The 21,444-nt window shown below is 73.6% G+C and carries 16 protein-coding genes; 5 read left to right on the top strand and 11 right to left on the bottom strand.

The genetic code is table 11. The annotated features are described in order from the left end of the window. Window positions 1-10: 10 nt before the first annotated feature. Genes mnmA through LCD35_RS30270 form a run of 3 tightly spaced genes read right to left on the bottom strand, consistent with a single transcriptional unit; the run spans window position 11 to window position 3,963 of the window. The gene (gene mnmA / locus LCD35_RS01890; protein ID WP_224956453.1) at window positions 11-1,099 is read right to left on the bottom strand and encodes a tRNA 2-thiouridine(34) synthase MnmA; all 1,089 of its coding nucleotides are present in this window, start codon (window positions 1,097-1,099) and stop codon (window positions 11-13) included. Window positions 1,100-1,103: 4 nt separating this feature from the next. Beyond that, window positions 1,104-2,336, bottom strand: a complete 1,233-nt coding sequence (locus LCD35_RS01885) for a cysteine desulfurase family protein (protein WP_224956452.1) — start codon at window positions 2,334-2,336, stop codon at window positions 1,104-1,106. A 55-nt stretch (window positions 2,337-2,391) separates the two neighbouring features. Next, window positions 2,392-3,963 carry an MFS transporter gene (locus tag LCD35_RS30270; RefSeq protein ID WP_308016867.1) on the bottom strand — a complete coding sequence of 524 codons (1,572 nt, stop codon included), beginning with the start codon at window positions 3,961-3,963 and terminating at the stop codon, window positions 2,392-2,394. 140 nt (window positions 3,964-4,103) lie between these two features. Between LCD35_RS30270 and LCD35_RS01870 the strand changes: the two genes are divergently transcribed. Together LCD35_RS01870 and LCD35_RS01865 are read left to right on the top strand one after the other, a co-directional pair. Beyond that, window positions 4,104-4,733 carry an SRPBCC family protein gene (locus LCD35_RS01870; RefSeq protein ID WP_225043620.1) on the top strand — a complete coding sequence of 210 codons (630 nt, stop codon included), beginning with the start codon at window positions 4,104-4,106 and terminating at the stop codon, window positions 4,731-4,733. 47 nt (window positions 4,734-4,780) lie between these two features. After that, entirely contained in the window at window positions 4,781-5,554 is a 774-nt protein-coding gene (locus LCD35_RS01865; RefSeq protein ID WP_225043619.1) for a class I SAM-dependent methyltransferase, read from the top strand. Between the two features lie 115 nt (window positions 5,555-5,669). Here LCD35_RS01865 and LCD35_RS01860 read toward each other — a convergent pair whose 3' ends face one another. Continuing rightward, entirely contained in the window at window positions 5,670-6,521 is an 852-nt protein-coding gene (locus LCD35_RS01860; RefSeq protein WP_224956449.1) for a 1-acyl-sn-glycerol-3-phosphate acyltransferase, read from the bottom strand. Further along, window positions 6,518-7,297: a GNAT family N-acetyltransferase gene (locus LCD35_RS01855; RefSeq protein WP_224977495.1), complete on the bottom strand. Its 780-nt coding sequence runs from the start codon at window positions 7,295-7,297 to the stop codon at window positions 6,518-6,520. The genes LCD35_RS01860 and LCD35_RS01855 overlap by 4 nt, the downstream gene beginning before the upstream one ends. 140 nt (window positions 7,298-7,437) lie before the next feature. On the opposite strand from LCD35_RS01855, the gene rnhA reads away from it, so the two are divergent. Then, a complete protein-coding gene (gene rnhA / locus LCD35_RS01850; protein WP_224956447.1) occupies window positions 7,438-7,893 on the top strand; it encodes a ribonuclease HI in 456 nt (151 codons plus the stop codon). A 108-nt stretch (window positions 7,894-8,001) separates the two neighbouring features. On the opposite strand, the gene LCD35_RS01845 is transcribed toward rnhA, so the two are convergent. Next, window positions 8,002-8,961 carry an electron transfer flavoprotein subunit alpha/FixB family protein gene (locus LCD35_RS01845; protein WP_225043618.1) on the bottom strand — a complete coding sequence of 320 codons (960 nt, stop codon included), beginning with the start codon at window positions 8,959-8,961 and terminating at the stop codon, window positions 8,002-8,004. A gap of 28 nt (window positions 8,962-8,989) precedes the next feature. Further along, window positions 8,990-9,772, bottom strand: coding sequence for an electron transfer flavoprotein subunit beta/FixA family protein (locus tag LCD35_RS01840; RefSeq protein ID WP_224956445.1), 783 nt, complete (start codon window positions 9,770-9,772; stop codon window positions 8,990-8,992). Window positions 9,773-10,078: 306 nt separating this feature from the next. On the opposite strand from LCD35_RS01840, the gene LCD35_RS01835 reads away from it, so the two are divergent. After that, window positions 10,079-10,924 carry a DegV family protein gene (locus tag LCD35_RS01835; protein WP_224956444.1) on the top strand — a complete coding sequence of 282 codons (846 nt, stop codon included), beginning with the start codon at window positions 10,079-10,081 and terminating at the stop codon, window positions 10,922-10,924. Here the strand turns inward: LCD35_RS01835 and hrpA are convergent, their stop codons facing one another. The 3 genes from hrpA to LCD35_RS01820 all read right to left on the bottom strand — a co-directional run bounded on the left by hrpA (window position 10,925) and on the right by LCD35_RS01820 (window position 17,341). Continuing rightward, window positions 10,925-14,875 carry an ATP-dependent RNA helicase HrpA gene (gene hrpA, locus LCD35_RS01830; protein WP_225043617.1) on the bottom strand — a complete coding sequence of 1,317 codons (3,951 nt, stop codon included), beginning with the start codon at window positions 14,873-14,875 and terminating at the stop codon, window positions 10,925-10,927. Window positions 14,876-15,003: 128 nt separating this feature from the next. Next, complete coding sequence (locus LCD35_RS01825; RefSeq protein ID WP_225043616.1) at window positions 15,004-15,762, bottom strand: tyrosine-protein phosphatase; 759 nt, start codon at window positions 15,760-15,762, stop codon at window positions 15,004-15,006. A 97-nt stretch (window positions 15,763-15,859) separates the two neighbouring features. Then, window positions 15,860-17,341 carry a neutral zinc metallopeptidase gene (locus LCD35_RS01820; RefSeq protein WP_224956441.1) on the bottom strand — a complete coding sequence of 494 codons (1,482 nt, stop codon included), beginning with the start codon at window positions 17,339-17,341 and terminating at the stop codon, window positions 15,860-15,862. Between the two features lie 228 nt (window positions 17,342-17,569). On the opposite strand from LCD35_RS01820, the gene LCD35_RS01815 reads away from it, so the two are divergent. After that, on the top strand, window positions 17,570-18,727 hold the full coding sequence (locus LCD35_RS01815) for a hypothetical protein (RefSeq protein WP_224977498.1): 1,158 nt from the start codon (window positions 17,570-17,572) through the stop codon (window positions 18,725-18,727). 19 nt (window positions 18,728-18,746) lie between these two features. Here the strand turns inward: LCD35_RS01815 and glgP are convergent, their stop codons facing one another. After that, window positions 18,747-21,296, bottom strand: a complete 2,550-nt coding sequence (glgP, locus tag LCD35_RS01810) for an alpha-glucan family phosphorylase (protein WP_224956439.1) — start codon at window positions 21,294-21,296, stop codon at window positions 18,747-18,749. Window positions 21,297-21,444 lie beyond the last annotated feature (148 nt).

Raw genomic sequence — 21,444 nt, 5'->3', positions numbered from 1 at the left:
CGGAGGATCCTCAGCGGGTCGCCGAGATGAGGCCGCTGCCGAGGACCAGATCGCCCTCGGGTTCCGGGCGGTACAGCACGATCGCCTGGCCAGGGGCCACGCCGCGCAGCGGTTCGGTGAGCTCGACGCGCAGGCCGCCGTCCGCGACCTCGGCGACGGCCCCCGCCGTGCCGCCGTGCGCGCGCACCTGCACCACGCACTCGGTGGACCCGTCCAGTTCCCGCTCGGACGGCCAGATCGGCCGCTTCGCGTCGATCCCGGTCACCCCGAGGTGGTCGGCCGAGCCGACCTTCACGGTGCCCGACACCGGTTCCAGCGACAGGACGTAGCGCGGTTTGCCGTCCGGCGCGGGGGCGTCGATGCCGAGGCCCTTGCGCTGCCCGACGGTGAACCCGTGCACGCCGGTGTGCTTGCCGAGGACCGCGCCGGTCTCGGCGTCCACCAGCTCACCCGGGGTCTGCCCGAGCTTCGACTCCAGGAAGGAGCGGGTGTCGCCGTCGGGGATGAAGCAGATGTCGTGGCTGTCCGGCTTCTGCGCGACGGCCAGGTCGCGGCGCTCCGCCTCGGCCCGCACCTCGGACTTCAGCGAGTCGCCCAGCGGGAACATCGAGTGCCGCAGCTGCTCCGCGGTCAGCGAGGCCAGCACGTAGGACTGGTCCTTGCCCTCGTCGCGGCTGCGGCGCAGCTCCGGCACGCCGTCCTGCACGACGAGCCGCGCGTAGTGGCCGGTGCACACGGCGTCGAAGCCGAGCGCCATCGCCTTCTCCAGCAACGCCTCGAACTTGATCTTCTCGTTGCAGGTGAGGCACGGGTTCGGGGTGCGGCCGGCGGCGTACTCGCCGACGAAGGTCTCGATGACCTCCTCGGTGAACCGCTCGGCGAAGTCCCACACGTAGAACGGGATGCCGAGGATGTCGGCGGCGCGCCGCGCGTCGCGGGAGTCCTCGATGGTGCAGCAGCCGCGGGCGCCGGTGCGCAGCGTCCCCGGTTTCGCCGACAGCGCCAGGTGCACGCCGGTCACGTCGTGGCCGGCCTCCACCGCGCGGGCGGCGGCGACCGCGGAGTCCACCCCGCCGCTCATCGCAGCCAGTACTCGCACTGCCTCACACCTCCGTCGTGGCGGTCGTCCGCGCCGCCGCACGGCGCAACCCGGTCAGCCCGGCGTTGCGCGCCCGTTCCACCACCGGCCCGATGGCCTCGGTCAGCGCCCGCACGTCGGCGCCGGTGGAGTCGTGTCCCAGGGAGAACCGCAGCGAGCCGCGCGCCGCCCGCGGTTCGGCCCCCATCGCCAGCAGCACGTGGCTCGGTTCGGCGACGCCCGCGGTGCAGGCGGAACCGGTGGAGCACTCGATGCCGTGCGCGTCCAGCAGCATCAGCAGGCTGTCGCCCTCGCAGCCGGGGAAGGTCAGGTGCGCGTTGCCGGGCAGCCGCGCCGGCGCCGGTCCGGTCACCGACAGGTCCGGGTCGCCGTTGAGCACCACGTCCGGCACCGCCGCGCGCACCCCGGCGAGGAGTTCGTCGCGCAGCGCGGCGACCGCGGGCACGTGCGCGGCGCGCTGCTCGACGGCTTCGCGGGTCGCGGTGGCCAGGCCGATCACCCCGGGCACGTCGAGCGTTCCGGAGCGCACCTCCCGCTCCTGGCCGCCGCCGTGCTGCAGCGGGGTGCACGGCACGTCGCGCGCCAGCAGCAGCACGCCCGCTCCGTAGGGGCCGCCGACCTTGTGCCCGGTCATGGTGAGCGCGGCGGCGCCGGAGGCGGCGAAGTCGACCGGCACGGTGTCCACGGCCTGCACCGCGTCGGTGTGCAGCGGCACCCCGTAGCGGTCGGCGATCGCGGCGAGCTCCGGGATCGGGTTGACGGTGCCGACCTCGTTGTTGGCCCACATCACGGTGGCCAGCGCGACGCGGTCGGGATCGGCGCGCAGCGCCTCCTCGAACGCCTCGGGGCGCACCCGGCCGTGCTCGTCGACGGGCAGCCAGGTGACGTCGGCGCCTTCGTGCTCGGCGAGCCACTCCACGGTGTCGAGCACCGCGTGGTGCTCCACCGCGGAGGCCAGCACCCGGTCGCGCGCCGGGTCCGCGCCGCGGCGGGCCCAGAAGATGCCCTTCACCGCGAGGTTGTCGCTCTCGGTGCCGCCGCCGGTGAACAGCACTTCGGAGGGCCGGGCGCCGAGGGCGGTGGCGATGGTCTCGCGGGACTCCTCCACGGCGCGGCGGGCCCGGCGGCCCGAGGTGTGCAGGGACGAGGCGTTGCCCAACCGGGCCAACGCCCCGCTCATCGCCGTGACCGCTTCCGCCCGCATGGGCGTGGTGGCCGCGTGGTCGAGGTAAGTCATCGCCCCACCAGGGTAATGCAGGCTCATCACCCGACTCGCCGTGCCAGGTGCTCGGTCACGCCCGGCCGCTGCGGAACACGCGGACGGCACCGAGCACGGCGATCACCGCCAGCCCCAGGTCCAGCGGCACCACCCCCGCGGGGGGGGCCCCCCCCCCGCCCCCCCCCGCCCCCCCCCCCCCCCCCCCCACCCCCCCCCCCGGCCCCCCCCCCCAATGGGGGGTGTTAACCGCCCCCGGGGGGGGCCCCCCCCCGGGCCGCCCCTCTCCCCGGCCCCCCCCCCCCCCCCCGCGCCCCCGCCCCCCCCCCGCGGGGGGGCCCCCCCGGGGGGGGCCCGGCGCCGCCACCAGGACGCCGCCGAGCGCCACCAGCAGGGCCTGCCCGAGCATGTCGGAGATCTGCAGCGCCGAGGAGTGGAACCCGCGCTGCTCCGGCGCCGACAGCGCCAGCACCCGCACCGAGGTGCTGGCCACGCCGAGCCCCATCCCCACCCCGCCGAGCGACCACAGCACGAACACCGGCCACGCCGAGCCGCCGGCCGGGGCGATCAGCACCAGCCCGGCCACCGCGATCGCCACCAGCACCAGCCCGGACCCCACCAGGTGCTCCCGGCGCGCACCGGCCCGGCGGCTCTGCCACAGCGCCCCGACGCTCCAGCCGAGCGAGCCGACGGTCAGCGGGACGCCCGCCGCGGTCGGCGAGAACCCGTGCACCACGGACAGGGTCAGCGGCACGAACGCCTGCGCGGTGAAGAACACCCCGGCGAGCAGGCCGCGCGCGAGCACCATCACCGGGATGCCGGGCCGCCCGGTCCCGGTACCGCTGGGCAGCAGCACCCGCAGCGACGGCACCAGCACCAGCAACCCGACCAGTCCCGCGACCAGCACCGGCAACTGCACTCCCCCGGCCGAACCGGACAGGTCCTGCGCCGCCCAGTTCAGCCCCACGGTCCCGGCGGCGGCGCCTACCGCCGCCAGCGGCAGCCCCGGAACGGGCGCGGCGTCCGGTTCGCCCTCGGAACCGATCCGCCGCACCGTCGGCACCAGCAGCAGCGCCCCGAGCACCATCAGCGGCGCCAACCCGAGGAACACCCAGCGCCAGCCCACGTGCTCGGTCAGCGCCCCCGCCACCACCGGCCCGAGCAGCGCGGGCACCACCCAGGCCGCGGACAGCGCGCCGAACGCGGCAGGTCGGTCCCGCTCCGGGTAGACGCGGGCGATCAGCACGTACAGCGCGACGATCTGCGCCCCGGCACCGAGCCCCTGCAGCGCGCGGGCCACCAGCAGCACCGGCATCCCCGGCGCGAACCCGGCGAGCACCAGGCCCGCCGCGAACGTCGGCATCGCCACCAGCAGCGGGACCGCGGGACCGCGCCGGTCGCAGATCCGGCCCGCGACGACCGTGCCGATGGCGCTGGCCGCCATGAAGATCGTGAACGGCCACGAGTACCACTGCTCGGCGCCCCATTCGCGCACGATCGTCGGCAGCGCGGTCCCGATGCCCATCGCCTCGAACGCGGCGAGGGTGATGACGAGGACCAGTCCGGCGGTGAAGTTCCGCCGCTGCGGGCTCCACAGCGCGCTGGTCGAAGGACGGGCGGACTCGGTGGCTTCGTCGTCGATCGTCACCCGGTGAGCCTGCAACCCGCACCCCGGTCGAAGTCCAGCCGGGTCCACCGTTCGGCGGTGCGCGACCTGCGCCGGGCCGGACGCCGGCGGTCGCTCCTAGGCTGGCCCCGGAGCGAGCCGCCACCACGGAGGAGCAGGTCATGGTCGACGCCCAGCAGCAGTTGGCCGCGGTGCGGCGCACCGTCGGCACCCGCGAACTGGAGACCGGTCCCGCGCGGGTCGCGGTGCTCGCCGAGCGGCTGGACGCGCCGCTCGACGAGGTCTGGGACGCGGTGACGAGCGCCGAGCGGATCCCGCACTGGTTCCTGCCGATCAGCGGGGAGCTGCGGCTCGGCGGCCACTACCAGCTGGAGGGGCACGCGGGCGGCACCGTGCAGCGCTGCGATCCGCCGCGCTCCTTCGCCGCGACCTGGGAGTTCGGCGGCGAGGTGAGCTGGATCGAGGTGCGGCTGCGCCCCGCCGACGGCGGCACCGAACTGGAGCTGGAGCACGTGGCGCACGTGTCCGAGCAGCGCTGGGCGCAGTACGGGCCGGGTGCGGTCGGGCTCGGCTGGGACTCGATGCTGCTCGGCCTCGCCTCGCACCTGGCGCCGGAGGGCGGGATCACCCCGGAGGAGGGCCCGGAGTGGCTGGCGTCCGAGGAAGGCCTGCGGTTCCTGCGCGCCGGCTCCGAAGCCTGGTACGAGGCGAGCGTGGCCGCGGGCACCCCGGAACCGGAGGCGCGCGCCGCCGCCGACCGCACCCTCGCCGCCTACACCGGCCAGGAGTGACCCGGGCACCGGAACGTCCGGACGGCCCACGACGGCGGAAGAGGACGATGGAGAAGTACGGCGACACCCTGTTCACCCTGGACGCCGACGAGGAGGTGCGGCTCGGCCTGCTGTGCCGGATCTTCGACCCGGAGACCACCCGCCTGCTCGCCGAACTCGGCACCCGGCCGGACGCCCGCTGTCTGGAGGTCGGCGCCGGCTCCGGGTCGATCGCCCGGTGGTGGTGCGAGCAGGTCCCCGACGGCGAGGTGGTCGCGACCGACGTGCAGACCTCCCTGCTGGAGCGCGACCCGCGCCCGAACCTGACCGTGCTGCGCCACGACGTGGTCCGCGAGGTGTTCCCGCCGGAGTCGTTCGACGTGATCCACGCCCGGCTGGTGCTGTCCCACCTCCGCGAGCGCGACGAGGTGCTGCGCCGGATGCGGGACTGGTTGCGGCCCGGGGGCGTCGTGCTGGTCGAGTCGTTCGGCTGGTTCCCGCTGGGCGGTTCGCCGAACCCGGTCTACAGCGAGGTGCTGCGGCGGTGGAGCGACCTGCTGCGGGAGGTCGTGGGCACCGACAGCGGCTGGTCCCGGCGCCAGCCCGGATCGCTGCTGGAGCTCGGCTATCGGGACGTCGGGGCGCGCTCGGCCACCTGGCACCTGCGCGGCGGCACGGACCTCACCGAGTTCTGGCGGCGCGGCGTGGCGATGTCGGCGGAGCGGCTGCTCACCGACGGCCGGGTGTCGGCGGACGAGCTGGCGGAGTTCCACCGCCTGCTGCGGGACCCGGGTTTCTGGGATCTCTCCCCCGCGTTCGTGCAGGCGTGGGGCCACCGCTAGCGGCCCCCGGGGCCCTTCCGCCAGGACGGTGCCGGGTCGCCGTTCAGCGGCCGCGCCGCTGACGAGGAGCGGACGTCCCCGACACCGGCCCGCTGCCGCGTTCGTCCAGCGGTGATCAGGCCGCCGACGGGAGCGGGTGCGGGGCGCAGCGGTGCCGGTGGGCGGGGTGCCGTTCCGCTGCGGAGGTGGCTCGGGCGACGGCGTGCCGTGCGCGGCGGGCCAGCTCGGCCCGGCTGCCGGTCGCCAGCTCCGGCAGCACCTCGAACTCCACCACCAGGTCCCGCGCCCGCGCCACCGCGAGCACCGAGTCCAGCAGGGTCGCCGCCCCGACGAACGCGGCGACCGTGGTGGGCTCCCCGGCCCCGGTGCGGAACCGCAGGGCCACCGGCCGCACCGGCACCCCCGCGTCCAGCGCCGCCTGGAACACCGCGGGCCGGTAGCGCCCGGAGGCCCGGCCGCACCAGGTGGTGCCCTCCGGGAAGGCGCCGACGACGGCACCACCGCGCAGCGCGTCGGCGAGCGCGCCGATCGCGGCGGGCAGCGCCGAAAGCCGCTCCCGGTCGATGTAGAGGGTGCCGACGCGGGTGGCCAGCGGTCCCACCACCGGCCAGGCCCGCAGTTCGATCTTCGCCAGCAACCGCATCGGCCGCACCGCCATCAGCGCCACCACGTCCAGCCAGGACACGTGGTCGGTGACCACCAGGCAGCCGGAGCTCCCGAGCTCGCCGCGCACCACGAACCGCACCCCGAACGCGCGCAGCAGCGCCCGGAACCAGGCCCGCACCAGCGCGGTGCGCAGCGAGCCGCGCAGCAGCGCGAACACCACCGCCAGCGCCACGCCCAGCAGCAGCAGCGCCACCGCGCGGGACAACCGCAGCACCACCAGGTGGGTGCCGGCCCGCGGGCTCCCCGGCCCGGGCAGGCATCCGGGACCGCACGGGGAGTCCGGGAACCACGGGTGCGTCATGCCGACGCGCCCAGGAAGAACCGCAGGTACCGCTGGTCGATCTCGGTGAAGTTGAGCAGCACGAAGAAGTCCGCGACCCCGAACTCCGGGTCGTGCGCGGGCGGCCCGCACACCCAGGCCCCGAGCCGCAGGTAGCCCTTCAGCAGCGGCGGCAGCGGCCCGCGGTGGGTGCGCGGCACCCCGTCCGGGTCCCACGGCAGGTAGGGCCGCACCTGCAGCTCGGGCGGCGAGGCGTGCTTCGCGGACACGGTGTCCCACACCTTCGCCGCCAGCGGCCCGCCGTCGTCCAGCGGCACCGAGGCGCACCCGGCGAGCCAGGTGTGGCCGGACAGCAGCATGTAGCGGGCGATCCCCGCCCACACCAGGCTCACCACCGCGCCGGAGCGGTGGTCGCGGTGCACGCAGGACCGGCCGGTCTCGACCAGGGCCGGGCGCAGCGAGGTGAGCGAGCCCAGGTCGAACTCGCCCTCGGAGTACAGCTTCCCGGCGGCGTGCGCGCGTTCCGGCGGGAGCATCCGGTAGGTCCCGACGACCGCCCCGGAGCGGTCGCCGCGGACGATCAGGTGATCGCAGAAGTCGTCGAACGGATCGGTCTCCACGCCGGGCAGGTCGGCGTGCACGGTGGCGCCCATCTCCTCGGCGAACACCTGGTAGCGCAGGCGTTGGGCGGCCCGCACCTCCTCGGTGTCCCTGGCGACGAGCAGCGAGTAGTGGGCGCCGTCGGTGGCGGGCGATCCTGCGGGCGCGGTGCTGGCAAGCAGCTGCGACTCGGACATGCCTGAAGGTGTATCGCCGCGCGCAGGAAGCGCAGTAGATCGGACGAGGGCACGCAGCAGGAACTTTCGGTGAATGCGCGGTACTCGATCGATGCGGTCCGCCTCGCGGGTCGCCGCGGCCCGGGAAGTAGGTTTGCGGGATGCCTGAGCCCGACCGGAACCTCGTGGAACTGTTCACCGACGGCGCCTGCAGCGGCAACCCCGGCCCCGGCGGGTGGGGCGTGGTGCTGCGCTACGGCGACCACGAGCGCGAGCTGCACGGCGGGGAGCCCGCCACCACGAACAACAAGATGGAGCTCACCGCGGTCATCGAGGGGCTGGCCGCGCTGACCCGCCCGATGCCGCAGGTGCGGGTGTTCAGCGACAGCACCTACGTGCTCAAGGGCATCTCGGAGTGGATGCGCGGCTGGAAGCGCAACGGCTGGTTGACCTCGGCGAAGAAGCCGGTGAAGAACGCGGACCTGTGGCAGCGCCTGGACGCCGAGGTGCAGCGGCACGGCGAGGTGACGTGGAACTGGGTGAAGGGCCACAACGGCCACCCGGAGAACGAGCGCGCCGACAAGCTCGCCTGCCAGGGCCGCGACGAGCACCGCTGACCCGCGGCCGGGCTCCGGCGGTGGCCGCCGCCGAGGAGCCCGTCCGTACGACGAGAACGGGCCGCGCCCCGGTGCGGGGTGCGGCCCGTTCTCGGCTCAGCGGAGGGCTCAGCCCTTGCGCTTGCCGACCTCGTCGGTCAGCTGCGGGGCGACCTTGAACAGGTCGCCCACGACGCCGTAGTCGGCGATCTCGAAGATCGGCGCCTCGGCGTCCTTGTTGACCGCCACGATCGTCTTCGAGGTCTGCATCCCGGCGCGGTGCTGGATGGCGCCGGAGATCCCGAGGGCGATGTAGAGCTGCGGCGAGACGGTCTTGCCGGTCTGCCCGACCTGGAACTGGTGCGGGTAGTAGCCGGAGTCGACCGCGGCGCGGGAGGCGCCGACGGCGGCGCCGAGCGAGTCGGCGAGCTTCTCGACGACGTCGAACGACTCGGCCGAACCGACGCCGCGGCCCCCGGAGACGACCACGGACGCCTCGGTGAGCTCGGGGCGGTCCCCGGCCTCGGCGGGCTGCACGCCGGTGATCTTGGCGTTCTTCGCGGCGTCGACCGCGGGCACCTCGACCGCTTCCTGGGCACCGGCGCCGGCGGCCTGCTCGGCCTCGACGCTGCCGGGCAGCACGGTCACGACCGGCGTGCCGGTGGTGACCTGGGCCTTGGCGTTGTAGGTGCCGCCGAACAGCGAGTGCGAGCCGATCCCGTCGCCGTCGATGTCGACGACCTCCGAGAGCAGACCCGAACCGAGCCGCACGGCCAGCCGGCCCGCGATCTCCTTGCCGTCGATCGAGCCCGGTACCAGCACCGCGGCCGGGGAGGCCGAGCCGACCAGCGACGCGAGCACGTCGACGGCCGGGGTGACCAGGTAGGACGCGGTGTCGGCGGACTCGGCCGCGTACACCTTCTCGGCGCCGTAGGACGCCAGCACATCGGCCAGCTTGCCCGCTTCACCGGGCTCGCCGACGACGACCGCGGACGGTGCGCCGAGGCGGCGGGCGGCGGTCAGCAGCTCCAGGGTGACCTTCTTGACCTCACCGCCGGAGTGGTCGACGAGGACCAGAACCTCAGACATGTCTTTCATCTCCTCGCGAACCTAGGACTCAGACCAGCTTCTCGGCGGCCAAGAACTCGACGATCTTGGTGCCGCCGTCGCCCTCGTCGTTGACGCGCTGGCCGGCCTGCTTCGGCGGCTTCGGCGCGGACTCCACGACCTTCGACCCGGCACCGGCCAGTCCGACCTCGGACGCGTCGATGCCGGCGTCGGCCAGGGTCAGCACGGAGACCGGCTTCTTCTTGGCGGCCATGATGCCCTTGAAGGACGGGTACCGCGGCTCGTTGATCTTCTCGGTGACCGACACGACCGCGGGCAGGTTCGCCTCCAGGCTGATGATGCCCGCGTCGGTCTCGCGCTCGATGCTGATGGTCGAGCCGTCGGTGGTGACCTTGCGCGCGTAGGTCAGCTGCGGCAGGCCCAGCAGCTCGGCCAGCATCGCCGGGACCGCGCCCACGCGGCCGTCGGTGGCCTCGTTGCCCGCGATCACCAGGTCCACGGAGTCGACGGTGCCGACGACCTTGGCGAGGGCCTTGGCGGTGGAGACCGCGTCGGAACCGGCCAGCGCCTCGTCGGAGAGGTGCACCGCCTTGTCCGCGCCCATCGACAGCGCCTTGCGGATCGCGTCGGTGGCGCGGTCCGGACCCATCGCCACGACGGTCACCTCACCGCCCTGCGCCTCCTTGATCAGCAGCGCCTCTTCCACCGCACGTTCGTTGATCTCATCCAGCACGGCGTCCGCCGACTCGCGGTCGAGCGTGTGGTCGGAGTCTTTGAGCTTGCGCTCGGACCACGTGTCGGGCACCTGCTTCACCAGGACGACGATGTTCATGGGTCCTCTTCGACCTCCTGCGGACTTCACGTCGGCTTCGCTTGCGTTTCGCGCGGTTGCGCGGGGCTTCCGTTCGGTGCGATGACACCGCTACCGGGAAGTTCGACCTTGCCACGGCGCACTGGTGGTGGCACAGTGACGCCGCCCACCCCGGATGTTACTTGCCGGTAGCCCCTGCACAACCGAGGTTTCCCGTGACGGTACTCACGTCGTCGCCAGGACTTTCCACCAGTCCCGCGGAAGTCCGCCCCGGAACTTCCCCCGGCCAAGATCTGAAAACTTTCACAAGTGACTAGCCTGCACGCCATGAAGCACCACGTCGCCATCGTGACGGACTCCACCGCCTCGATCCCGCCCGACGTCGCCGATCAGCTGAACATCTGCGTGATCCAGCTGGAACTCACGATCGGCGACCAGGAGAACGACGAACGCCGCATCCCGCACTCGGAACTCGCGCAGGCGATGCGCGACGGCACCCACGTCGAAACGGGACCGCCGCCGCCACCAGCGTTCTTCTGGAACTACAACGACGCCGCCTCCTCCGGGGCCGAGGCGATCGTCTCCGTGCACATCTCCGAAGGCCTCTCCCAGACCTGCCAGTCCGCGCGCACCGCCGCGGAGGAGATCAGCCTGCCGGTGTTCGTGGTCGACTCGCGGCTGTGCGGGCTCGGCATGGGGTTCCCGGTGATCGCCGCCGCCGAGGCCGCCGCCGCGGGCGGCAGCACCCAGGGCGTGCTCGGCGTGCTGGACCGCAGGCTGCGCAGCACCACCCAGATGATCTACGTGGACACCCTGGAATACCTGCGCCGCAGCGGCCGCGTGGGCCGCGCCCAGGCCTTCTTCGGGCAGGCGCTGTCCATCAAACCGGTGCTGGTGCTGCGCGAAGGCATCCTGGAACCGATGGTCAAGGGCCGCGGACCGGAGCGGGCGCTGAAGAAGGCCGTGCGCGAAGCCGTCGCCCGCGCCGGCGACGGGCCGGTGGACATCGGCATCGAGCACTTCCAGTACGGCGAACGCGCCCACGAGATCGCCGAGCAGCTGCGCTCGCAGCTCCCGCAGGCCCGCCGCGTCGTCGTCGCCGAGACCAGCGCCATCATCGGCGCCCACGCCGGGCCGGGGGCGCTCGGGCTCACCGTCTCCCCCGCCACCTGATCAGCGCAGCGCCTTGTCCAGGGCCCGGTGGATCCGCTTGGCCGACACCGCCTTCGGGGTGCCGATCGACTGCGCGAACAGGGAGACGCGGAACTCCTCGATCATCCAGCCGACGTCGAGGAGTTCCGGCGCGGGCGCGTGCCCGTCCGGCACCGCGTCCAGCGCGTCCAGGTAGCGGTCCCGCACCTCGTCGACCTGCGCCATCCACTGCCGGTCCCGCTGCGGGTGGTGCTGGACCTTCTCCAGCCGCTGCTCCACGGCCCGCAGGTAGCGCTCCAGGTCCGGCAACCGCGCCCACCCGGCCTCGGTGACGAACCCCGGGTGCAGCAGGCCGGAGAGCTGCTCCTCGACGTCGGCGCGCGAATCGGCCGGCATGGTCGGCGCCCGGTCGGCGAGCGCCGAGCGGGCCCGCTGCGCCGCGTCGAGGACCTTCTCCACCTTGGCGGCGGCGTCGGCGGTGACCGGGCCGAGCCCGGCGCGCACCTTCGCCTGCAGCGCCGCGAACCCGTCCTGGCTCCACACCGGGCCGCCCGCGTCGGCGACGAGCTTGTCCACCGCGCAGCTCGCGCAGTCCTGCAGCAGCAGCCCCAGATCGCCGTGCGGGGCGGTGCCCAGCACCACGCGGGTGCGGGCGTTCATGCCGCGCTGCAACGACTTCACCGGCGACGGCAGGTTCAGCAGCAGCAACCGGCGGGTGCCGTCCCACAGCGCGCGGCGCTGCTCGGCCTCGGTGTCGAACATGCGGACCGCGACGGAATCGCCCTCGTCCACCAGCGACGGGTAGGCCTTCACCGCGTTCCCGCCGCGATCCTGCTCGAAGGTGCGGGGCAGTTCCCCGAAGTTCCACGAGTCCAGCCCGGCGCGTTCCACGGTGCCCGCGGCCGCGGAGATCTCGGCGCGCAGCTTCGGCCGCAGCCGCCGCTTCAGCTCCTCCAGGTCCTTCGACTCGGCGAGCTTCTTCCCGTCGCCGTCGATGACGCGGAACGACATCGACAGGTGGTCGGCCAGCGAGTCCACGTCGAACTCGCCCGGCGGCACCGTCACCCCGGTCATCCGCCGCAGCTGGTCGCTGAGCGCCCCGACCAGGTCGCCCTGCAGCGCGGGCATCCGGGACAGCGCGGCCTTCGCGTGGTCGGGCACCGGGACGAAGTTGCGCCGCAACGACTTCGGCAGCGATTTGATCAGCGCGACGACGAGTTCCTCGCGCAGGCCCGGGATCTGCCAGTCGAACCCGGCCGGTTCGATCTGGTTGAGCACCGCCAGCGGGACGTGCGCGGTGACGCCGTCGGCGTCCGCGCCCGGCTCGAACTGGTAGGTCAGCTCCAGCCGGTGCCCGCCCTGCTGCCAGGCGTCCGGGTAGTCGTGGTCGGTGACCCGCGCCGACTCCTGGTTGATGAGCATGGACTTCTCGAAGTTGAGCAGGTCCGGCTGCTCGCGGCGGGTCTTCTTCCACCAGCTGTCGAAGTGCCTGCCGGAGACGACCTCGGCGCCGACCCGCTGGTCGTAGAACTCGAACAGCGTTTCGTCGTCGACGAGGATGTCGCGGCGGCGGGCCCGTTCCTCCAGGCCCTCCACCTCGGCCAGCAGCGCGCGGTTGTCGTGGAAGAACCGGTGGTTCGTGTCCCAGTCGCCCTCCACCAGCGCGTGCCGGATGAACAGCTCCCGGCACAGCTCCGGTTCGACGCGGCCGTAGTTCACCTTGCGGTCGGCGACCAGCGGCACCCCGTACAGCGTGACCTTCTCGGCGGCGACGACGGCGGCCCGCTTCTTCTCCCAGTGCGGTTCGCTGTAGCTGCGCTTCACCAGGTGCCCGGCGAGCTGCTCCACCCACTCGGGTTCGACGCGGGCGTTGACCCGCGCCCACAGCCGGGAGGTCTCGACGAGCTCGGCGGACATCACGAACCGCGGTGGCTTCTTGAACAGGGCCGAGCCGGGGAAGATCGCGAACTTGGCGCTGCGCGCTCCCAGGTATTCGGTGGCGCCGCGCTGGCGCTTGCCGCTCTGCTTCTTCTCGTCGACGTCCTTGAGCCCGATGTGCGACAGCAGCCCGGCCAGCAGCGAGCGGTGCACCAGCTCGGGCGCGGCCGGGTTGTCGTTGAGCGTCATGTCCAGCGACTTCACCATCTGCCGCAGCTGCGAGTACAGGTCCTGCCACTCGCGCACCCGCAGGTGGTTGAGGAAGTCCGCCTTGCACTGCTTGCGGAACTGGTTCGACGACAGCGCGCGCTGCTGCTCCCGCAAGTGGTTCCACAGGTTCAGGAACGCCAGGAAGTCCGAGCCCTCGTCGGTGAACCGGGCGTGCTTCTCCCCCGCCGCCTGCTGGTGCTCGGCGGGGCGCTCCCGCGGGTCCTGGATGGACAGTGCGGCGGCGATGACGAGCGTCTCGTGCAGGCAGCCGTTGCGGTCCGCGGCCAGCACCATCCGCGCCAGCCGCGGGTCGACGGGCAGCTGCGCGAGGGTGCGGCCGACGGGGGTGAGCGTGCGCTTCCCGTCCTGCTCGCCGGTGTCCAGCGCGCCCAGCTCGTGCAGCAGGTTCACGCCGTCGGTGATCTGGCGGCGGTCCGGCGGCTCCAGGAACGGGAACTCGGCCACGTCGCCGAGGCCCAGCGAGGTCATCTGCAGGATCACCGAGGCGAGGTTGGTGCGCAGGATCTCCGGGTCGGTGAACTCCGGCCGGGACTCGAAGTCCTGCTCGGAGTACAACCGGATGCAGACGCCCTCGGACACGCGGCCGCAACGGCCCTTGCGCTGGTTCGCCGACGCCTGCGACACCGGCTCGATCGGCAGCCGCTGCACCTTGGTGCGGAAGCTGTACCGGGAGATGCGGGCGGTGCCCGGGTCGATCACGTACTTGATGCCGGGCACCGTCAGCGAGGTCTCGGCGACGTTGGTGGCGAGCACGACGCGCCTGCCGGTGTGCGGTTGGAACGCGCGGTGCTGCTCGGCGGCGGAGAGCCGCGCGTACAGCGGCAGCACCTCCGTGTTCCGCAGCTTCAGCTGCTCCAGCGCGTCGGCGGTGTCGCGGATCTCCCGCTCACCGCTGAGGAACACCAGCACGTCCCCGTCGCCTTCGGCGCCGAGCTCGTCGACGGCCTCGCAGATCGCCTGCGTCTGGTCCCGTTCGAGCGCGGGCAGGTCCGGGTCGTCCGGTTCCTCCACCAGCGGCCGGTAGCGGACCTCGACCGGGTAGGTGCGGCCGGAGACCTCCACGACGGGGGCGTCGTCGAAGTGCCGGGAGAACCGCTCCGGGTCGATCGTCGCCGAGGTGATGATCACCTTGAGGTCGGGGCGGCGCGGCAGCAGCTGCTTGAGGTAGCCGAGGATGAAGTCGATGTTGAGGCTGCGCTCGTGCGCCTCGTCGATGATGAGCGTGTCGTAGCGGCGCAGCAGCCGGTCCCGCTGGATCTCGGCGAGCAGGATGCCGTCGGTCATCAGCTTCACCAGCGTCGACTCGCCCGCGCGCTCGGTGAACCGCACCTGGTAGCCGATCGCCTCGCCCAGCTCGGTGCCGAGCTCCTCGGCGACGCGTTCGGCGACGGTGCGGGCCGCGATCCGGCGCGGCTGGGTGTGGCCGATGCCGCCCTGGATGCCGCGCCCCAGCTCCAGACACATCTTCGGCAGCTGGGTCGTCTTCCCGGAGCCGGTCTCGCCCGCGACGATCACCACCTGGTTGTCCCGGATCGCCGCCAGCAGGTCGTCGCGGCGCGCGCTGACCGGCAGCTGCTCGGGGTAGGTGATGCGCGGGACCGCGGCGCGGCGGCGCTCGACCCGCTGTTCGGCGGCCGCGACCTCGGCGGTGATCTCGCCGGTGACCGAGTCCAGCGCCGCGGCGTCGCGGATCTTGCGGGCGCCTTCGATGCGGCGGCGGAGCCTGCGCTGGTCGTTGAACATCAGCTCGGGCAGGCGGCCGCGCAGATCGGCCAGCGGGGAGCTCACAGGTGACGTACCCATACTTCGTTCCAGGATAGAGAACGCCGCCACCGGTTTTCCGCCGGTCAGGCTGTGACGCGGCGGACGCCCCGCCGGTCGGCTCCCGCCGCGGTGCGGCAGCACGGCCCGGCAGCGCGGGAGGGGCCGGCTCAGCCGTGCAGGAACGGGGTGTCGATGGGGCGGGCCGGGCGGACGCGGCCGAGGGCGCGCTCCCGCGGCGCGGTGAGCTCCCCGCCGGTCAGGCCCGCCGCGAGCAGATCGGCGGCCAGGTCGCGGGCCTCGACGACCTCGCGGACCACGGCGGCGGTGCTGCTGCCGTGGGCGGCGAGCAGCCGCCGGATCTCCGGGGCGTCGTCCGGTCTGCCCTCGGCGGCGGCGACCGCGCGCAGCGGGGCGTGGCTGAGCGCGTGGTCGGCGGCGATGACCTCGGCGGAGGCGCCCAGCAGGCCGAGCAGCACCAGCACCACCAACCCGGTCCGGTCCCGCCCGCTACCGCAGTGCACCAGCACCCCGCCCGGGCGGGCGGTGGCGATCGCGCCGACCACCTCGGCCAGCCGCCGCGGGTAGCGCCGCACGAACGCCGGGTAGTACAGCGGGGTGCAGGACAGCGCGCCGCCCCAGCGGTCCCGGAACTCGGCGTCCCCGGGATCGTCCAGCGGCAGGTGCAGCGTGCTGAGCCCGGCGGGCCGCGGCGCCCGGTCCGGGCCGTCCTCGACGCCGTCGGTGAGGTCGACGACGGTGCGCACCCCGTGCGCCCACAGCGCCGCCCAGCCCTCGGCGCTCAACCGCACCGGGTTCCCGGCGCGGACGACGGCGCCCCAGCGCACGTAGCCGTCGCGCACCGGCACGCCGCCCAGCTCGCGGCCGTTGATCAGTCCGTCCCACCCGAGTTCCCGCCATCCAGCCATGTCCGGAGGACGCGCGGACCCGGCCGCCGTTGCACGCCGAACGGCGCAACCACCGCCCGTCGTTCGCCGCCCGCCGCAATGCTCCCGCGGTCGCGTCTCAGGCGGGTCCGGCGGAGTACTGGGTGCTGCAGGGGGAGAAACCGTCCTGGAAGCCGAGGCGGAAGGCTTCGACCCGGGCGAAGCCCGCGGGCACCTGCCGGCCGTCGACATCGGCGGCGATGAGGCTGTCGTCGCCGAGCAGCGCGGCCACCCCCTCGTCGATGTCCCCGGGCGCCATCCGCAGTTCGCCCACCGGGTTGCGCCGCCCGATCGGGTCCTCCACCAGCAATCCGCTCCAGGCGCCGACCATGCACGCGGTGCGCAGCCCCGCGTTCTGCCCGGTCAGCGGCAGCCCGGCGGCGTCCTGCACGGACAGCGCGTAGCGGGACGCGACCTGGGCGTACGCGGCGAAGTCGCCGTAGCCGGAGTTCGCGTCGTCCTTCGCGGGCGGGGTCGCGATCCGCTGCAGGTCGTCGAGGCTCAACGACACCGTGTTGGTGCCGGGGCAGTAGGCGACGGGGCTGGTGCTGCGCACCCCCGCGCAGGCGAGCGGTTCGGTCACCAGGTGCGGCGGCAGCGCCCCGGTGTCCTTGAAGACCAGCCGGAGGCTCTCCTGCACGGCGGCCAGGTTCTTCTCGTCGACGGGCAGGTCGGTCTCCTGCGCCTGCTTCCAGAACCGGAACTGGGTGGTGCGCTGCTTGACGTCCTCGGCGTCCATCTCGGCGCAGCGCTTCGGCCCGTCGCTGAAGCCGTACTGGAAGGCGGTGACCCGGTCGAAGGCGCTGCCGTGCGCGTCGGCGCCGGTGAAGTCGCTCTCGCCCGGGGTGTCGCGGATGTAGCTGAGCACGCCCATGACCTGGTTCAGGCCGTCGCCGGTGGAGACCTGGAAGTGCTGCGCGCCGCCTTCGGCGACGTGCCGGAAGAAGGAGCCGGTGAAGCAGTCGGCCTGCTGCTCGGAGACCAGCGTCGAGTCCTGCTCCCCGACGGTCCCGGCGCGCTGCTGCACGGCGTGGCCCATCTCGTGCGCGAGGACGGTGACGACGGCGATCGGCCCGAAGCTGTTGCTCAGCCGCGGCAGCAGGTCCGCGCGGTCCCAGGCGACGAGGTCCTCCTCGCCGCAGTAGAACGCGTTGGACAGCCCGCGGGTCTGCTGGCCGCAGAGCGCGCCGCCGAGCGCCGTGGAGTCGTAGGAGACGAACTTGCCGACCGGGTCGAACTCCTTGCCGTCGAAGGCGTCGGGGAACTCGGCCTTCCAGTAGTCCTGGACGTCGGAGACGGCGTTGCGGGCGAGCCCGTCGATCTCGCCGCGGTCGGTGCCCTCCACCACCAGGTCGGCGTCGGCGACGCCCGCGCGGGGCCCGGTGGGTCCGTCGTTCACGGGCAGTCCGGCCACGTCGTCGGCGGCGGGCCCGCCTTCCGCGGTGGGGGTGCCGCTGATCACCCGCGAGCACCCGCTCACCAGCGAGATGCACGCGAGCAGCGCGAGGACCGCGCCGCCGACCCGGGTGCCGCGCGGAGCGCCTGCCGAAACCGGTGCCACAGAAGTTCCTCATCCTGTTCGAAGGTCCGTTGGCGGCGGCGGATCCGCGTCCCCGAGCTCGGTCCACCGGCCGCGCGGATCAGCCTATCGGGTGGCCGGTGCGGCCCGGTTCTCCGCGCCGCGCCCGGAATCCGGTGCCGCGCACGGCGTCCGCGCCGCGGATCGAGACGGGCTCCGCACCGGAAACCGCCGTGGTGGCGGCGATCGTTCCCGTAAGGTCCTCTGCCCATGGGGACGTTGCGTCAGTGGTTTCGGCCGTGGGTGGTGGCCGCGCTGTCCGGCCTGGTGGCCGTGGGGGTCGTGGAAGGCGTCGCGGGCAGCGGTCCCGGCGGGTTCGGGTGGGGCGTGCTGGGCGCGCTCGCCGGGGTCGTCGCACTGCCGATGATCACGCAACTGGGGTTGCTGACCGGGGCGGCGGTGTTCGGGCTGCGCATCCGGCACGTCGTGATCGGTTCGCTGCGCGGCATCGCGACCTGGCGGGTGGGGCGCACCACGATCACGTTGCGGGCGCTGCCGCTGGAACTGGCCTCCGAGATCGGGCCGTGGCGCAGCCCGGTGATCCTGCGCTGCTGGCTGGCGGGCGTGACGTCGGCGGTGGCCGGGATCGGTGCCGTGCTGGCGTGCTGGCTGCTGGCGGAGGGATCGTTCGGACGCGGGCTGCTGATCGCGGTGACGCCGCTGATGCTGCACAAGTTGTGGCCGCGGCGGGCGCCGCTGGCCACCTCGACCGGCTGGCTGCTGTTCGGGTTGCCGCGGATGGAGGAACCGCGGCGCACCGAGTTCCTGGCAAGCCCGCTGGCGGCGCGCGCGCACGAGGCGTTGCAGGACGGGGACGTGGCCCGCGCGCAGGTGGTGGTGAACCGGCTGGCCGCGCTGCACCCCGGCCTGGACACCACGATCAACTGCCAGATCACCATGCACGAGGCGCGCGGCGAGTACGCGGAGGCGGTGCTGAAGCTGGTGGGGCACATCGCGGCGGCCGACCTGCCGCCGCGCGAGCTGTCCTACGTGCTGGCGGGCCTCGCCGGGTTGGGCTGCTGCGCCGCGGAATCCGGCCAGCTGCCCGCCGACGAGGTGCTGCCGATCGCGCGGAAGGCGATGGAGGACGCCATCTCGCTCGGCTACCCGGCGTACCGGCTGAACGGGACGAAGGGGTTGCTGGCGCTGCTGGAGGGCGACGCGGACGAGGCGGCGCGGCTGGCCGCGTCCGGCGCGGACCACGCCACCTCGCCGCTGTCCAAGGCGGACGACTTCGCGACCTTGGCCCGCGCGCACATGGCCCGCCGCGACAACGCCGCCGCCCGCACCGCGCTCGCCGCCGCCGAACGCCTCGCCGCCTGGTGGCCGCGGGTCCGCGACGTCCGCGACCGCCTGCACGTCGCCTAGTTCCCGGCCGCGAACCGGGTCAGGCGAGCACGATCCGGCCCAGTTCCGCCGGACCGGACAGCAGGGGGTGCTTCGGCAGGACGCGGACCGTGTAGCCGGCGGGTCCGGCGTGCGGCAGGGTCACCGTCGCCTCGTAGTCGCCGTCCGGCCCGGGCCGCATGGATCCGGTGCTGAACTCGTGCAGCTGGTCCGCGTCGTCGACGCGGCCCACCACCACCTCGACGTCCACATCGGACGGTGCGAGCCCGGCGAGGTCGACCTGGGCGCGCACCGTGATCCGCCCGCCCAGCAACGGGGTCGCGCCGTCCGGCACCGACATCCGGGTGGAGCCGATCCGCACCGAACCCCACGCCGACCCGAGCCGCGCCCCGTACTCGGCGAGCTCCTTCGCGCCGCGGTGGTCGTGCTCGGTCATCGCCTGCGCCGACCGCGCCGCCGGCCCGTAGTAGCGGTCCACGTACTCGCGGACCATCCGGGACGCCTGCACCCGCGGGCCGAGCGTGGCGAGGGTGTGGCGCACCATCGACATCCACTTGCCGGGCACGCCGTCGGCGCTGCGCTCGTAGAACGTGGGGGCCACGCCGGTGGCGATGAGCTCGTACAGCGCGGCCGCCTCCAGGTCGTCGCGCCGGTTCTGGTCGGTGACGCCGTCGGCGTTCGGGATCGCCCACCCGTTCTCGCCGTCGAACAGCTCGTCCCACCAGCCGTCCCGCACCGACAGGTTCAGCGCGCCGTTCAACGCCGCCTTCATCCCGGAGGTGCCGCAGGCCTCCAGCGGTCGCACCGGGGTGTTCAGCCACACGTCGCAGCCGGACACCAGGTACCGGGCCAGCGACATGTCGTAGTCCGGCAGGAACACGATGCGGTGGCGCACCTCGGGGTCGTCGGCGAACCGGGTGATCTGCTGGATCATCGCCTTGCCGCCCTCGTCGGCCGGGTGCGATTTGCCCGCCACGACCAGCTGGACGGGCCGCTCCGGGTCGAGCAGCAGCCGCCGCAACCGCTCGGTGTCCCGCAGCATCAGCGTGAGCCGCTTGTAGGTCGGCACCCGGCGGGCGAAGCCGATGGTGAGCACGTCCGGGTCGAACACCGAATCGCACCAGCCGAGCTCCAGGTCGGAGGCGCCGCGCTGCAACCACGCCTGCCGCAGCCTGCGCCGCACCTCGTCCACCAGCCGCTGCCGCAGCGAACTGCGCAGCTCCCACAGCAGCGGGTCGCTCACCGGTTCCATCCCGCGCAGCCCCGCGCCGCTGTCCATTTCGGACTCGCCGAGCAGCTTGCCGAGCTCCCGCGCCGACCAGGTGGGCCCGTGCACCCCGTTCGTGACCGACCCGATCGGCACCTCCTCCACGCCGAAACCGGGCCACAGCCCGCGGAACATGGTGCGCAGCACCCCGCCGTGCAGCGCCGACACCCCGTTGGCGCGCTGCGCGAGCCGCAACCCCATGTGCGCCATGTTGAACATGCCGGGCTTGTCCTCCGCACCCAGCGCCAGCACCCGTTCCGTCGGCACCCCCGGCAGCAGCGCCCCGGAGGAACCGTCGCCGAAGTAGTGCCGCACCAGGTCCACCGGGAACCGGTCGATGCCCGCCCGGACCGGGGTGTGCGTGGTGAACACGGTGCCCGCGCGCACCGCCGCCACCGCCTCGTCGAAGTGCAGCCCGGGCCCGCCGTGCAGCTCCCGGACCCGTTCCAGGCCGAGGAAACCGGCGTGCCCCTCGTTGGTGTGGAACACCTCCGGCTCGGGGTGCCCGGTCAGCTCGCAGTAGGCGCGCAGCGCCCGCACCCCGCCGATCCCGGCGAGGATCTCCTGCCGGATCCGGTGGTCCGCGTCCCCGCCGTAGAGCCGGTCGGTGGTGCCGCGCAGGTCGTCGTCGTTGTCCGGCAGGTCGGTGTCCAGCAGCAGCAGCGGAACCCGGCCGACCTGCGCCTTCCAGATCCGCGCGCGCAACTCCCGCCCGGCGGGCATCGCCACCCGCACCAGCAGCGGCGATCCGGACGGCTCGGTGAGCACCTCCAGCGGCAGGCCCTTCGGGTCCTGCACCGGGTAGTGCTCCTGCTGCCAGCCCTCCGCGGACAGCGCCTGCCGGAAGTAGCCGGAGCGGTAGAACAGGCCCACCCCGATCAGCGGCACCCCCAGGTCCGACGCCGACTTCAGGTGGTCGCCCGCGAGCACGCCGAGCCCGCCCGAGTAGTTCGGCAGCGCCTCGCTGACCCCGAACTCCATCGAGAAGTACGCCACCGACGACGGCAGCCCGGCGCCTTCGGCCTGCCGCTGCTGGTACCAGCGCGGCACCGACAGGTAGTGCCGCAGGTCGTCGTGCACGGCGCGGGTGCGGGCCAGGAAGTCGTCGTCCTGGGCTAGCCCGCGCAGCCGCTCCGCGGGCACCTCCTCCAGCAACCGCAGCGGATCACCGCCCACCCGCGACCACACCTGCGGGTCCACCGCGGCGAACAGGTCCTGCGTCGGCGGGTGCCAGGTCCAGCGCAGGTTCGTCGCCAACGTCCCCAACGCCGCCAGCTGTTCCGGCAGGTGTGCTCGAACGGTGAATCGGTGGACGGCTTTCACGGCGGCTGATCCCATCTCGCGGTCTGGTCGGTCGCGGGAACCGGCGCGGCGTCGCACAGCTCCGACGAGTTCCGCGCCGCCCGCGGGCGAACGCGTGCCCGCCAGTCTCGCAGGCCGGAGACGCGGCCGCGGACGGCTGATCCACCCG

Source organism: Saccharopolyspora sp. 6V, assembly GCF_020176785.1.
GTDB lineage: Bacteria > Actinomycetota > Actinomycetes > Mycobacteriales > Pseudonocardiaceae > Saccharopolyspora_C > Saccharopolyspora_C gregorii.
This window is presented reverse-complemented; position numbering and strand designations above follow the sequence as displayed.